Here is a 14,385-nt window from a genome sequence, read left to right as displayed (position 1 = left end):
ATCCATTGTGCGATGCGGCGAATTTGCGTTCAGGAATCTGCTTCCAGACGCGCCGTCAACGCGGCAAGAGTATCGACAATCTCCGCAAACGACGGCCTGCTTGCGACGGCCCCGCTCAAGCAGACGGACTTGAGCTGCGCCATAGCGGCCAGGATGGCCGTCGCCGACCCCAGCCCATCACAACGCGCAATTAGTTCTTCTAGCAGGCAACCGAAGGCGCGTACTTCAATGCGCTGAAGCCATGGCGCTCGCGTCCGATCATCCGTCGCGTAGAACGAGGCCGCACCGAAATCGCCCAACAATGCCCGCCCTTGTCCGCAATGCAGAATATTGTGGGCGTACAGATCGCCATGCATGATGCCTCGCTCATGCAAATGACACGCAGCCGATGCGATACCTTTAGAAATGCCTAACGCGGATAAGAGATCGAAGCGGGTGTCGTCGCTATACACGTCGCGCGTGCACGAATCGAAGCTAGGCGGCCCGGCCAGGTTTTTGAATTGCGGATCGATCAACTCCATCACGAGTCCGTGGCTGTCGGCAGGATGGCGCGTCACCTTGCCGAGCACCGGAATCAGATTGGGATGGGCGCCGGCGTTGATGCAGGCAGCTATCTCGGAGTACGGCAAACCATCGCTCGTGACGTCGCCTTTGAATAGCTTGACGGCAACGTGTCGCATCTCTTCATTAGGAATCCGATGCACCGCACGATGGATAACGCCGGAAGCACCCTCACCGAGTTGATGATGCAGGTCCAGGGAATCCCAATGCATATCCGGAATGGGCGTTTCGTTCAACGCAGCGGCTTCCAGATCCGCAGTAAATGGATTGCCCGCATAGGCCAGCCAGGAAAGTCGCGGCAATGTCAGCAACCATGCGGGAAGCGCTGTGAGTTGATTTGCTGCGAGCCGGATCAGTCCAAGACGTGAGCAGGAAGCCAGTTGCGACGGCAACGTTTGCAGGCGGTTGCCTGCCAGCATCAGTTTCTGCAGTTGCGCGCACTGACCGATTTCAGGCGGCAGTGCTTCGACTTCGTTGTCGGTCAGAATCAGCCAACGCAGTGCGCGAGGCAACGATTTGCCGAAGACCGTGCGGATCCGGTTCGCCTTGAAACCCACCATGCTCAACTGCTCGCACTGGCCGAGCACATCAGGTAGCTCAGTGAACCGGTTGTCGGAGGCAAAGATAATGCGCAGCTTGCGCAAGCGTGGCAAGTCGTCGGGCAGAGACGAGAGTGCATTTCCGGAGAGATCGAGAACCTCCAGCGTATCCGCCAGATCGAAGATTGCGCGTGGAAATTCGTCGAGTCCGCAGCTTAGCTTGAGACGCTGGGTGCCGGACAACTGTCCGGCGCATAGTTGGTCGAGAGTGGAAGTCACTGTGATGGGGCGAGCGGCATGCATGCCGGCGGGTTGATTCCGTTGGGCTCGATTCTACCGGCTAACGCCCCGCGCTAACGATGCGACGTGGGATGCATGCGAGACGCGATGTTGCAGCGCAGCGCGCAACCAGAACGGTGCGCTCCTGAAAGCGGTCAGTCGGGTAAGTCCCGATGACAGGCAATCCGCCGCGGGCTACTCAGAATGAAACGACCATGCTTTTATTTACATGGCGAATCCTCGCACGTATGATGGGTCGAACAAAACAGAGCAAACCGCCAAGCGGGACCCTCATCAAGGAGACGCCAGATGCATGTGAAAGACCTGTTTCAACTGGAAGGTAAGGTAGCGCTGGTGACGGGCGGTTCACGCGGGCTCGGTTTACAAATGGCCGAAGCCCTGGGCGAAATGGGCTGCCGCGTGGCGATTACCGCGCGCAAAGCCGACGAACTCGCCGAGGCGAAAGCGCATCTGGAAGAACAAGGCATCGAAGTCCAAACCGTTGCTTGCGATCTTGGAAAACTAGAGAGGATTCCTGATCTTGTGAGCGACGTGCTGGCCGCATTTGGCCACATCGACATTCTCGTCAATAACGCGGGCGCCGCGTGGGGCGCCCCAGCGGAAGACTACCCCGATGAGGCGTGGCACAAAGTCATGAATCTGAACGTCAACGCACCGTTTTTTCTTGCGCGTGAAGTCGGCAAGCGCAGCATGATTCCACGCCGCGCGGGCAAGATCGTTAACATCGCCTCGATTGCGGGCTTAAAGGGTGCGCCGGCGGGCATGAATACGATTGCGTATAACACGTCGAAGGCCGCAGCGATTAACTTCACGCGGGCGTTGGCTTCGGAGTGGGGGCGGCACAATATCAACGTCAATGCGATTTGTCCGGGCTTTTTCCCGTCGAAGATGTCGGCGGGTTTGCTGGCCACGATGGAAGACACGATCATTGCGCATTCGCCATTGCACCGGCTCGGCGGCGACGATGACCTGAAGGGATCGGTAGTGTTTCTCGCCAGCGAGGCGTCGCGCCACATCACGGGCCAGTATCTGGCGGTAGACGGCGGTTCAAGCATTGTGTGACGGCGCAGGCGCGAACAGGAGACACCATGAACACGCTTCATCACGCGCACTGGCCGGTTGGCGTGCCGCATCACCTGAGCTTGCCCAAAACGAACCTGTTTTATAACGCGGAGGTCGCGGCGACGCGCTTTGCCGACAAGCCATTCATCATTTTCTACGACACGGCCGTCACGTTCGCGCAGTTCAGGGATGAGGCGGAACGCCTGGCCGGTTTTTTGCAGCAGGAATGCGAAGTCAAGGCAGGTGACCGAGTGCTGCTCTACATGCAGAACAGTCCGCAATGGGTGCTGGCTTACTACGGAATCTTGCGAGCGAATGCCGTTGTCGTGCCGGTTAATCCGATGAACCTGACCGACGAGGTGCGTCACTACGTGGAGGACAGCGGTGCGACGACCGCAATCGTGCCGCAAGACCTCTATGAGCAGATCGAGCCGTTATTGGGCGACGCGCCACACCAGGGGTTGAAGCATGCGATTGTCGCGACTTACAGTGACTATCTGAAATGCCCGTCGCCGATTACGCCACCTGATTTTGTCGCCGCGCCAAGGAAGCAGATCGACCGCGCCGGCGTCTCTGCCTGGGCCACGATGCTTGAGCGTCACCTGGCGCCGGGCCCCTTGACCGTCGGCCCGGACGATCTCTGCGTGATGCCATACACGTCCGGCACAACCGGCAAGCCGAAAGGTTGCATGCATACGCATCGAAGCGTCATGAGCACGCTGGTGGGCTGCAACGTGTGGTTCTCAGGATCACAGGACAGCACGCATCTATCGGTATTACCTTTGTTTCACGTCACCGGCATGCAAGGCGGCATGAATGGGCCGTTGTACGCGGGCTCGACAATCGTGATATTGCCGCGCTGGGATCGCGATGCCGCCGCGCAATGCATGCAGCGTTACGGCGTCACATCGTGGCAGTCCATTTCGACGATGATGGTCGATTTTCTGTCCAACCCCAGGCTTGCCGAATACGATCTTTCGTCGCTAAGCGGCACGCGTGGCGGCGGCGCGGCGATGCCCGCCGCGATTGCCGCCAAGCTCAAGACGTTGACCGGCCTTGACTACGTGGAGGGCTACGGCATGTCCGAGACGATCGCGGCGACGCATATCAACCCGCCGCATCGTCCCAAGCCGCAGTGCCTGGGCATTCCGGTCTTCGATCTCGACGCGCGTGTAATCGACCCGGCCACGCTGCAGGAATTGGCGCAAGGCGAAACTGGCGAGATCGTGGTGAACGGGCCGCAGGTCATGCAGGGGTACTGGCGCAATCCCAAGGGGACCGCTGACGCGTTCATCGAACTCGACGGCAAGCGTTTTTTGCGTACCGGTGACTTAGGCCATATTGATAAGGATGGCTATTTTTTTATGACCGACCGCCTCAAGCGCATGATCAACGCGTCGGGCTACAAGGTCTGGCCGGCGGAAGTCGAAACGCTGATGTACCGGCATCCGGGCATTCATGAAGTCTGCGTGATCGGGGTGAAGGACGAGCGCCGCGGCGAGACCGTGAAAGCCCTCGTGGTGCCGGCTGCGGGTTACGCGGATAAGCTCACCGAAAGCGACATCATCGCGTGGGCGCACGAGCAGATGGCGTCGTATAAAGCCCCGCGGCTGGTCGAGTTCGTGACGTCGCTACCCAAGTCGGGTAGCGGCAAGATACTGTGGCGCAAGCTGCAGGAAGAGGACGCCGCGCGAGCCGAAGCGGCAACAGGCCGCGCGAAAGCGTGATGCAGGCGGACACGCGCCGCGCGTGTGTCTAGCCCATCCGCCATGACAGTTCTGCTGGGTGTTCATCGCGCGGCAATGCGAGCGTCGCTTCCAGTCCCTTGACGGCACCATTGCGCAGCGTGAGCGTGCCGCCATGCGCTGCCGCGACACTGCGCGCAATTGTCAATCCGAGGCCAGTGCCGCCGCTTGCACCGTTGCGTGAGCCAGCGATGCGGAAGTAAGGCTCGAACACGCGTTCAAGCAAAGCGTCGTCGGCAATACCGGGGCCTTGATCGCGAATGACGATGCGCAGCATGGCGCGCCCGTCGTGCACGCTGACGTGGGCCGAACCGCCATAGCGGATTGCGTTATCGAGCAGGTTCTGCAAACAGCGCTTCAGATTGCGCGGATACCCCGACAAGGGCCGATCCGCCTCGCCTTCGACGCTGACCGCATGACCCGCTTCACGCGCATCTTCCGCGAGTCCTTCGAGCATCGAATTGATGTCGATGGGATGGCGCGGCTCGGTAATCTCGACGCCCTGGACGGCGTCGAGCGTGGCGCCCACCATTGCCTCCATCTCATCGAGATCGCCGCGCAGACGGTCGCGGGCCTCACTGTCCGGCAGCATCTCCATGCGCAGCCGCAGGCGGGTGAGCGGCGAGCGCAAATCGTGCGAGACGGCTGTTAGAAAGCGCGTTCGCTCGGCGAGACTGCGCGTGAGTTGTTCCTGCATCGAATTGAACGACTGCGCGGCGGTGCGCACTTCCAGCGGTCCCGTTACCGGCAGCGGCGGCCGGTAGATGTTGCGGCCCAGTGCGTCGGCGGCTTTCGCGAGGTCTTTTAGCGGCTTTACGGCAAAGCGCACGGCTACCAGCGCCAGTAGAAGCACAGCCGTTAGTCGTACCAGGTAAATCCGCAGCAGATAGTCGAGCACGAGCGGACCTGGTTCGGTCAGCATGCCGGCCTGCCCTTCGTTGGCCTGCACGTCGAGCCACTCGCCCTGCGGCAGCATCAGCTGCAAATGAAAATCGCCCGACGGCATGCGTGAATTGAACAGGCTGAGGATACCGTGGTGGTGGCCGGCTTCATCACGCAGCTGCGCGTCGAGCAGGCGAATCTCAACCGGTTCGCCGAGACGCCGACGGATCACCCCCGCTATCAGATCGCCGACCGTGCGTTGCGCAAGCGAGCCGGCGGGTGCCGCGGTGGGCGCGTCGATCCATTGCAGACGGTAGCGTTGATCCGCAAGTTCGCTGGCGATCGTGCGGCGCGACGCGTCGTCCGGCGCGTGTTGCAGCAGACGGACCGTGTCCGCGAGACGGCTGGCAAAAAGCCGTGCGGGTATTTCGAGCGTGCGGTTGTCGTGCGTTTCGAACCAGATGGTGCTGGTGAAAAGCTGCCCCGCGAACATGCCCACGACGAGAATCAGCACAAGCCGCCCGTACAGCGTGTTGGGCCAAAGGCGCAACCAGACCGGCACTTTCATCGCGCCGCGCGGCTCAGGCTTCGTGCGTGACATCGGCAGCCAGCATATAGCCTTCGTTGCGCATGGTGCGAATCAATCCGGCGCCGCGCGGCGAGTCCTTGAGGTGCTGACGCAGGCGGCTGATGCAAACATCAATGGAGCGGTCGAGCGGTGTACGTTCCTTGCCGAAGACGCGGTCCAGCAAAAACTCGCGCGACAGCGGCCGGTTGGGATGATCGAGCAGCGTGCGCAGCGCGCGATAGTCGGAGCCGCCGAGCGACACGATCACGCCTTCGGGCGAGAGCATCTGCTTCATGCGCGTATCGAGTTTCCAGCCGGCAAAGCTCACATACGCGGACGAGTCGGTGAGCCGTTCGCCCGGCACACTGCGCGTGCGCCTTAGCACCACCTTGATCTTGGCGACGAGTTCGCGCGGATCGAAGGGCTTGGGCAAATAGTCGTCAGCGCCCATTTCCAGGCCAAGGATGCGGTCGAGCAGGCCGCCGCGCGCGCTCAGAATAATGATCGGCACCGCATGCGTGCGCCGCAGATCACGCGTAATGTCCAGACCGTCCTCGCCTTCGAGCATCAGGTCCAGCACGACGAGATCGACTTGCGACGTGTTGAGAGCCTGCTTCATCTGCAGGCCGCTTTCGACGGCGGTGACGCCATAGCCCATGCTGCGCAGATAGTCCTGCAGCAGTTGGCGGATGTTGGGGTCGTCATCGACAACGAGTATGTGGTCCATCGTCAGGTTCGGGTGGTGGCGCAGGCTCAATGCCACGCTGCTATTTGCGCGCGTTCGCGCCAACACATTCCATTACAAAACAGCCTTGTTTCAACACATTGCCATTACATCGGGCCGCTAGAGTGGAGCCCGCTAATGGCAATCATTCTCATTCAAGAACTATACCATGTCGATTTTCCGGCCTCAGCCGTTCGCGCGTGCATTTGCACGTTCGCCTGTATCGCAGCTTGCAAGTTTAGGCGGCGCGATGACGCGGGCGTTGACGGCTTGCGCGGTGCTCGGCATCGCGAGCCTGGGGGCCAGCGTGGCCGCGCACGCCGCGACGCCGCCGGCCGCATCTGCCGCACCGGTGCAGACCGTAACCGACCTGGCGGGCCGCACAGTTCGCATTCCTGCGGACCCGCAGCGGATTCTGCTGGGCGAAAGCCGTCTGCTGATGGCCGTCGCGCTACTGGAAGGCAAACAGCCGCTGGCTCGCATCGTCGGCTGGCAGGGCGATTTGCCGACCATGGATCCGCAGACCTTCAATGCCTACGCCGACAAATTCCCCGGCATCAAGCAGGTTCCGCTAATCGGCAAAGCGACCGAAGATAGCATCAGCGACGAAAAGGCGCTGAGCGTCAAACCGGACCTTGCCATCTTCAGCCTCGCGGGCCACGGCCCGAGCCGCTATAACGCGCTCGTCAAGCAACTGGAGGCAACGGGTACGACGGTCGTATTCGTGGACTTCCGCGAGCATCCGATGCAGAACACGCTACCGAGCATCGAACTGCTCGGCAGGGTGATGCATCGCGAGCAGCAAGCCAACGCATACGTGCAGTTTTACCGCCAGCATCTGGCGCGCGTGCAGGCGGTGGTGAACCTGATTCCGCCGCAGCAGCGGCCCAAGGTGTTTATCGACCTGCTCGCCGGTGTCTGGGACGCGGGTTGCTGCCACACGGCGGGCAACGGCAATTTTGGCGAATTCATCCAGGTCGCCGGCGGCCGCAACATCGCCGCCGGCCTGATGCCGGGCGTGCTAGGCGACATCAGCATGGAGCAGATCATCGCGGCGCAGCCGGACGTATACATCGCCACCGGCAGCCGCAGCAAAGCGGGCCTCGCGTCTTTGCGCGTCGGCGCGCTGACGAGCCAGCGCGACGCGCAGGCGAGCCTCGCCGCGCTAGTCTCGAGGCCGGGTTTCGACACGATCAAGGCGATTCACGACGGCCGTGTGCATGGCATCTCGCACAACTACTACGATTCGCCGTATAACATCGTAGCGATCGAGGCATTCGCCAAGTGGTTCTATCCGCAGCAGTTCAAGGACCTGGACGTCAATCAAACGCAGTCCGAACTATATCGGCGCTTTCTCGCGGTGCCTCCCGACGGCGCGTATTGGGTAGATGGCGTGGGCGCAGCCGCGCCCGGCGCCGCGGCCTCGTCCGCCATGACGCCCGTGGCGTCGCACTGAGCGAGAGCGGTACATGGCGACTCTTCAACACCAGGCCGCACCGCACGATGTCAGCGTGCGGCATTACCGGCGTCTGACTCATCGGCGTGTCATGTGGCTCTGCGCGGTGATGGTGCTGATCGTCTGCGCGTTGCTGTTCGATCTGCGTACCGGACCGTCCGGTTTGCCGTTAATCGCGTTGCTGCATACCATTTTCGATCGCGCCTCAGCCGATCCGGCGACCAGCGTAATCGTCTGGCAGATTCGCCTGCCATATGCAGTGATGGCGCTGCTGGTGGGCGCTTCGTTGGGACTGTCGGGCGCGGAAATGCAGACCATCCTCAACAATCCGCTCGCGAGCCCTTATACGCTGGGTGTGTCGGCGGCGGCCGCATTTGGCGCGTCGCTGGCGATTGTGCTGGACGTCGCGATTCCGGGCGTATCGCAGACGTGGATTGTCTCTGCAAATGCCTTCGTGTTTGCGCTGCTTTCCGCGCTGCTGCTCGATTCGGTTGCGCGCTGGCGTGGCATGAACACCGCAGGCGTCGTATTGCTCGGCATCGCACTCGTGTTCGCCTTTCATGCGCTCGTTTCGTTGATGCAGTTCATGGCCTCGGCTGATGCCCTTCAGGGACTCGTGTTCTGGACGCTCGGTTCACTGGCCCGCTCCGACTGGCCCAAGATCAGCGTACTGGCGATTGCTCTCGCGCTAGCGCTGCCGCTATCGATGCGCAACGCGTGGACCCTGACCGCCTTGCGACTCGGCGAGGACCGCGCGGCCAGTTTCGGCATCGACGTGCGGCGTCTGCGGCTTTCGACGCTGCTGCGCGTGTCGGTGTTGTCCGCGCTTGCGGTGTCGTTCGTCGGCACGATCGGCTTTGTTGGATTGATTGCGCCGCATATCGCGCGCACCCTGTTCGGCGAGGACCATCGCTTCTATCTGCCGGGCAGCATGTTGATCGGCGCGCTGACGTTATCGCTGGCGTCCATTGCATCCAAGCTGATCATTCCGGGCGTGCTGATTCCGGTCGGGATTGTCACGGCATTGGTGGGCATTCCGCTGTTTCTCGGCATTGTGGTGCGCTCACAGGGGCAGATGGGATGAACGAAGGGACGAACGGCCTCTGCATCCACGACTTGAGCGTGCGCTACGACAAGCGCCAGGTTCTGACTTCGCTCGAAGCAGGGCCGCTGCCGCGCGGTCGGATCACCGCGTTGCTGGGTCCCAACGGCAGCGGCAAATCCACCCTGCTGCGTGCGTTGGCCGGTCTGACACGGGTTCATCAAGGCTCGCTTTCTCTCGACGGCGAAACGCTCGCTCTCTCGGCGGCGAGCGCCCGTTCGCACAGTGTGGTCTATTTGCCGCAAGCATTGCCCGCAGGTGTGCATCTGCAGGTATTGGAATCCGTATTGGTGGCGTGCCGCGCGACGCGCGGATATGGCGCCGCGGCGCCGCACGCCGCGCATGGCGACGATCTCATTCACGCTCATGGCATTTTGCGCAAGCTGGGCATTGACGATCTCGCTTCGCGTTCGCTCGATGAACTCTCAGGCGGTCAGCGGCAACTGGTCGGTATCGCGCAGGCACTCGTGCGCGACCCGCAGGTCCTGCTGCTCGACGAGCCGCTATCGGCGCTCGATCTGAATCATCAGTTTCAGGTGATGCAGGTGCTGCGCGACGTCACGCGCGAAAGCGGCATCGTAACCGTAGTCGTCCTGCACGATATCAACGCGGCAATGCGCGCATGCGAATGCGCAATGTTGCTGCACAAGGGGCGCATCGTGCGCTTCGGGCCGCCGTCCGAAGTCGTCACGCCTGCGACCCTCGGCCAGGTATTCGGTGTCGCCGCGCGTATCGAGCCCTGCTCGCGCGGCCACCATCAAGTTCTGATCGACGGACTCGTCGCTTAGACGGGCATCGCCAGCCGTTAACCACACGGCCCAGCCAGCCCCTTTCATGCCGCTTATGCCGTACCGACGACGCCCGTCAGCGTGGCGTCGCTTTGGCGCGCGCACGGGCGGCCTTCAATAGAAACTTCAGGACACACATGAAGAAGACACTGGTCATGGCCGCTTGCGCGGCGGTGTACGCCTGCGGGGCGCAGGCACAATCGAGCGTGACGCTTTACGGGGTGATCGACGCGGGGCTTTCGTATACCAACAATGCGAAGGGTAGCGCGCAATGGCAAACGGGCAGCGGCAACGTAACCGGAAGTCATTGGGGTTTCGCTGGATCCGAAGATCTGGGCGGCGGCAACAAGGCGATCTTTCAGCTCGAAAATGGCTTTAGCGTGACCAACGGCACGCTGCGTCAGGGTGGCCGCGAGTTCGGCTATCAGGCGTATGTGGGACTTTTGAATAACCGTTTGGGCTCGGTGACGTTTGGCCGTCAGTACGACTCGGTGGTGGACTATGTTGCGCCGCTCAGCTTTACGGGCATTCGGCCAGGCGGCAATAATTTTTCCGCGCATCCGTTCGATAACGACAACCTGAATAACTCATTCCGCGTCAATAATGCGGTGAAGTTCACCAGTACGCCATACGAGGGGCTGCGTTTCGGCGCGCTGTATGGTTTCTCGGACGAAGCAGGCGGCTTCGACGACAACCGCCTGTACAGCTTTGGAGCTGCTTACGACGCCGGGCCGTTCAGGTTCGCTGCGGGTTATCTGCAGGCGAACAACGGTGGCAGCAGCAACACGAATGGCGCGTTGACCTTGACGGATCGCAGTTTCGTCGCGGCACTGCAACGCACCTATGGCGCGGGCGTGAACTACCTCGTCGGCGCGGCGAGATTCGGCTTCGTCTGGACGCGGACACAATTGGGTGGGCTCGACACGATCAACGGCGCCAATAGCCTAGGCCTCACGGAGAACGGCCAGGGCGCGAGCTTCAATAACTATGAAGTGAACGCGAGTTATTCGTTAAGCCCGACGCTCAAGCTGATCGGCGAATACACCTATACGGACGCCGCGCTTTCTACGGCGAGCGGCGAGCATCATCCGAAGTGGCAGGAAGTGTCGGTGCAGACCGACTACTTCCTCTCCAAACGCACGGACCTGTATGTGCAAGCCAGTTATCAGCACATTAACAGTGACGGCTCGGGACTCACGGCCGATATCAGCGGACAGACGCCCTCGTCGACGAATGAGCAAGTATTGGTAGGCGTGGGGATGCGGCATCGGTTTTAAGAGGCGACGCTCGCCGCCGGGGGTCGCGTCGATCGTCTTCGATGTCTCCGATCTGACCGCCGTGCGGCGAGCGTGATTTTAGTTTGCAAGCCTAAGCGAATCGACAAAATCCCGAATGAGAGCGGCCACCTCGTGCGACGCTTCGAGCGGCGACAGGTGACCTGTGCCCGGCACCACATGCATGCGAGTCTGCGGAATGTGGGGAAGCAGTTGTGTACGCAACGTGTCGACGCTGTCTACGCGATCCAGTTCGCCGGCGATGACAATAGCAGGCACATCGATCGCCGCGACCTCACGGGTGATGTCCTCGCGGCTGGCGTAGGCCGGCCATGCCAGCTTGGCCTGAGGGGCGCCGCGCAGGCTGTCCACGATAACCTGCTCACGATTAGCCGGGCTTAGCGTGCGAGCGGTAAGCATCTGATCGATGCTCGCTTCCACCGAAGCACGAGACGTATAGGCGTTCTCCATCTGCGCCCGCACCTCTGGCGGAAGATCCAGTGGCACCGGCGGCGAGGGCGCAACCATCACCAGCCCTTTCAATCCAGCGGGACGGCGCGATGCCAGCAGTTGTGCGATTTTGCCGCCCATCGAATGCCCTACCAAAACGAATTGCTGAAGCTGCAGCGTGTCGATGACACATTGAGCGTCGTCGGCGAAATCGGCGAGCGCGTAGCCGCTGGCAGGAGCGTCGGACTGTCCCCAGCCGCGATGATCGAGGGCAACCGTGCGGTACGTCTGCGGCAGTGCCGCAATGACGTCGCTCCATGTGCGCGATGAACCGCCCCAGTAATGCAAAAACACGATGGCGGGTAGGCCGCCGCCGTGATCTTCGACGTGGATCTGAACGCCATTCGATACGATTTTCATTGCAACGCTCCCTCTTTTTCCGTTGATACGATGCCGTTTCCGGACCATGAAGCGATGGTAAATTGGATCGTCGAGCGCGATAATCCCGCATCCCTTATCATCAGTCGATCGTCAAACTATCGAATGGGTGCGTCATGGATCGTTTCGCGAGCATTTCCGTATTTGTCGCCGCAGTGGACGAAGGGAGTCTCGTGGCGGCCGGCAGGCGCTTTGGGTTGTCGGCATCAATGGCGGGTAAATATCTGGGCGCGCTGGAGGCGCAGCTCAATGTGCGCTTGTTGCAGCGGAGTACGCGCAGCCTTAGCTTGACCGATGCCGGCCGCGCCTATTACCTGCGCTGCAAGCGGATTCTCGATGAACTGGACGACGCCGACAGCGAAGCGAGCGATGCACACAGCACGGCGCGCGGGACGTTGCGTGTGGCCGCGCCCGTGACGTTCGGGGCGCTGCATATGGGCGACGTCGTCGCGCGCTACCTCGAGAATCACCCCAACGTGAACATCGAGGTGTCGCTTGACGATCGTTATGTCGATCTGCAGAACAACGGCATCGATGTGGCGATTCGCATTGGCCGCTTGCCCGACTCTCAACTCGTCGCACGGCGCCTTGCGCCATGCCGGATGACCGTCTGCGCTTCTCCGGCGTTTATCGGGCGCGAGGGCGTACCGCTCACGCCGGAGGATTTGCAGCGCGCGCCGCGCCTGGCCTTTAGCGAAGCGGTTTCGATACCTGAGTGGACATTGAGCGACGCAGAGGGGCGCGTGCATACCATCGACGGGCCATACCGCATGCAGGCGAACAACATGCAGATGCTGCTATCGGCGACGCTTGCCGGGTTGGGCGTCGCATATGGCCCGACCTTTGTTTTTGGACCGCATATCCGCACCGGCGACCTGACGGTGCTGTTGCCCGAATACCGGGCCCCTGAACTAACGGTTCATGCCGTCTATCCGACTGCGCGCTACGTCCCATCCAAGGTGCGGCGATTCATCGAGTATCTGGCGGATGCTTTCGGTGAGCCGCCGCCGTGGGACGTGTATTAGCTGCGGAAGGCGGGGAGGTTATTACGCTTGAAGTTGATCGCTGCAACGGTGGGTTCGAGCAGGCAGCTTAGGCTCTCCATCACGCCGTCTGCATTGAACTGGAAAGTGGCCTGCAGCGGCGGGTTGAAACGTGCGTCGCCGTCTTCCACCAGTTCGAATGTTTTCCCGTCGCAGCTTTGCAGTGTGCCGGTCAGGCCTCGCCAGTGCCATGCGAGTCCGCTGCTAACTTCGGATACCGAAATTTCCCCGTATGCCGGATTTCTATACTCGCCGATAAAAGCACTCAAAGGATGGATGGGCTGACTCCATGTCGATTTAAGCGTCAGGCGATCAAGACGTTCCTGTTCTTCCGCTTCGAGGCTTTTACGTCGCCGTGTGCGATGCGTGGTTAGCCAGTCAAGCGGTTCGCGGGAACGTAGCCGGTCGAAAACGGAATAGATCAAAATATCGCGCACGGGGCTGGGATCCCGATTGGTGAGCACCACCACCCCAATGCGATGCTCCGGCAGCATGCTCATCATCGAACCCCACCCCGGCATGCTGCCTGTGTGCGAAATGGTGCGCTCGCCGCGATACTGCTCGCAGGTAAGTCCCAACCCGTAGTGACGGGTGCCAATCTCGCCAAACTCGGATTCTTCAACGTGGATCTGTGGCGTCATCATCTGCCGTGTGACGGCTGACGACAGCAACTGTTTTCCATTGGCCCTGCCTTGGGAAAGCAGGAAACCTAGCCACTTTGTCATCTCGGAAGCAGAGGTGTTGATACCGCCCGCCGGCGCCGCGTGCATGGGCCACAACCTGCCGCGATAGGCGCGGCGGCCATTGCGTGGATGAGGATGGGCGTGATCGTTCGATGCTTCAAGTTGCTGCGTCGAAAAGTTGAAGTTTTTAAAGCCTAGTGGACTTAGCAGGCGTTCAGCCGTGAAGGTTTCCCAGCTATGTCCGCTGATCTGCTCGGTCACCGCTCCGGCAACGAGGTAGCCCAGATTGCAATACTGGTAGATGTCGCGAAAGCCGCGATTCGGTTCCAGGTAGCGCATGGATTCCAACATTTGCGCGCGCGAACGCTCGGCGGGTGGCGACCAGATTCTGTCGTGACGCGGCAGGCCGCTGCGATGCGTTAGCAGATCGTGGACAGTGAGATTCTCCGAGGCTGTCGCGTCATAGAGTTGGAAATCGGGCAAGACATCTCGCACTCGCGTGTTCCAGTCAAGCCGCCCTTCGTCGACGAGTAGCCCCAGTCCCGCGGCGGTGAACGACTTCGTCAGCGAGCAGATCGAGAACTGCGTGTCGACCGTGACCGGCAGACGTGTGCTCACGTCTCGCGTGCCATAGGCCTGTAGCTTGATGATTTCGTCGCCTTGCAGCACCGCGAGCGCGAGCCCTGGAATTTGCCAATGCTCCATGGCCTCTTCGACCAGATCGTCCAGATAGCTTAAATCGGACTTGCTCATTGTGCCGATACCTCCTC

The 14,385-nt window shown here is 61.1% G+C and carries 11 protein-coding genes and 2 pseudogenes; 7 read left to right on the top strand and 6 right to left on the bottom strand.

What is annotated here, in order from left to right; genetic code table 11:
* Positions 1–29: 29 nt before the first annotated feature.
* Entirely contained in the window at positions 30–1,379 is a 1,350-nt protein-coding gene (locus FQ755_RS31460) for a leucine-rich repeat-containing protein kinase family protein (protein WP_144160380.1), read from the bottom strand.
* 309 nt (positions 1,380–1,688) lie between these two features.
* On the opposite strand from FQ755_RS31460, the gene FQ755_RS31455 reads away from it, so the two are divergent.
* Positions 1,689–2,462 (top strand): SDR family oxidoreductase, encoded by a 774-nt coding sequence (locus FQ755_RS31455; RefSeq protein WP_144160377.1) that lies wholly within the window; start codon positions 1,689–1,691, stop codon positions 2,460–2,462.
* 26 nt (positions 2,463–2,488) lie between these two features.
* Positions 2,489–4,189: a long-chain fatty acid--CoA ligase gene (locus FQ755_RS31450; protein WP_144160374.1), complete on the top strand. Its 1,701-nt coding sequence runs from the start codon at positions 2,489–2,491 to the stop codon at positions 4,187–4,189.
* 28 nt (positions 4,190–4,217) lie between these two features.
* On the opposite strand, the gene FQ755_RS31445 is transcribed toward FQ755_RS31450, so the two are convergent.
* The 3 genes and pseudogenes from FQ755_RS31445 to FQ755_RS31440 all read right to left on the bottom strand — a co-directional run.
* Entirely contained in the window at positions 4,218–5,690 is a 1,473-nt protein-coding gene (locus FQ755_RS31445; protein WP_260858954.1) for a sensor histidine kinase, read from the bottom strand.
* A pseudogene (locus FQ755_RS38815) lies at positions 5,654–5,743 on the bottom strand (hypothetical protein); the annotation flags it as partial. The gene FQ755_RS31445 and the pseudogene FQ755_RS38815, both read right to left, overlap by 37 nt.
* A pseudogene (locus FQ755_RS31440) lies at positions 5,710–6,384 on the bottom strand (response regulator); the annotation flags it as partial. The pseudogenes FQ755_RS31440 and FQ755_RS38815, both read right to left, overlap by 34 nt.
* 247 nt (positions 6,385–6,631) lie before the next feature.
* On the opposite strand from FQ755_RS31440, the gene FQ755_RS31435 reads away from it, so the two are divergent.
* From FQ755_RS31435 to FQ755_RS31420, 4 genes are all read left to right on the top strand, one after another.
* A complete protein-coding gene (locus tag FQ755_RS31435; protein ID WP_144160368.1) occupies positions 6,632–7,837 on the top strand; it encodes an ABC transporter substrate-binding protein in 1,206 nt (401 codons plus the stop codon).
* A gap of 13 nt (positions 7,838–7,850) precedes the next feature.
* Positions 7,851–8,921 carry a FecCD family ABC transporter permease gene (locus tag FQ755_RS31430; RefSeq protein WP_144160365.1) on the top strand — a complete coding sequence of 357 codons (1,071 nt, stop codon included), beginning with the start codon at positions 7,851–7,853 and terminating at the stop codon, positions 8,919–8,921.
* Complete coding sequence (locus tag FQ755_RS31425) at positions 8,918–9,727, top strand: ABC transporter ATP-binding protein (protein WP_144160362.1); 810 nt, start codon at positions 8,918–8,920, stop codon at positions 9,725–9,727. Before FQ755_RS31430 ends, FQ755_RS31425 begins: the two co-directional genes overlap by 4 nt.
* A 137-nt stretch (positions 9,728–9,864) precedes the next feature.
* On the top strand, positions 9,865–11,004 hold the full coding sequence (locus FQ755_RS31420; protein ID WP_144160359.1) for a porin: 1,140 nt from the start codon (positions 9,865–9,867) through the stop codon (positions 11,002–11,004).
* A 78-nt stretch (positions 11,005–11,082) separates the two neighbouring features.
* Here FQ755_RS31420 and FQ755_RS31415 read toward each other — a convergent pair whose 3' ends face one another.
* On the bottom strand, positions 11,083–11,871 hold the full coding sequence (locus tag FQ755_RS31415; RefSeq protein ID WP_144160356.1) for an alpha/beta fold hydrolase: 789 nt from the start codon (positions 11,869–11,871) through the stop codon (positions 11,083–11,085).
* 134 nt (positions 11,872–12,005) lie between these two features.
* Between FQ755_RS31415 and FQ755_RS31410 the strand changes: the two genes are divergently transcribed.
* Complete coding sequence (locus tag FQ755_RS31410) at positions 12,006–12,914, top strand: LysR family transcriptional regulator (protein WP_144160353.1); 909 nt, start codon at positions 12,006–12,008, stop codon at positions 12,912–12,914.
* On the opposite strand, the gene FQ755_RS31405 is transcribed toward FQ755_RS31410, so the two are convergent.
* Positions 12,911–14,368, bottom strand: a complete 1,458-nt coding sequence (locus FQ755_RS31405) for a serine hydrolase (RefSeq protein ID WP_144160350.1) — start codon at positions 14,366–14,368, stop codon at positions 12,911–12,913. The two genes, FQ755_RS31410 and FQ755_RS31405, sit on opposite strands and share 4 nt — an antisense overlap.
* Positions 14,369–14,385 lie beyond the last annotated feature (17 nt).

The organism is Paraburkholderia sp. BCC1885, from assembly GCF_900996235.1.
Taxonomy (GTDB): Bacteria; Pseudomonadota; Gammaproteobacteria; order Burkholderiales; family Burkholderiaceae; genus Paraburkholderia.
This window is presented reverse-complemented; position numbering and strand designations above follow the sequence as displayed.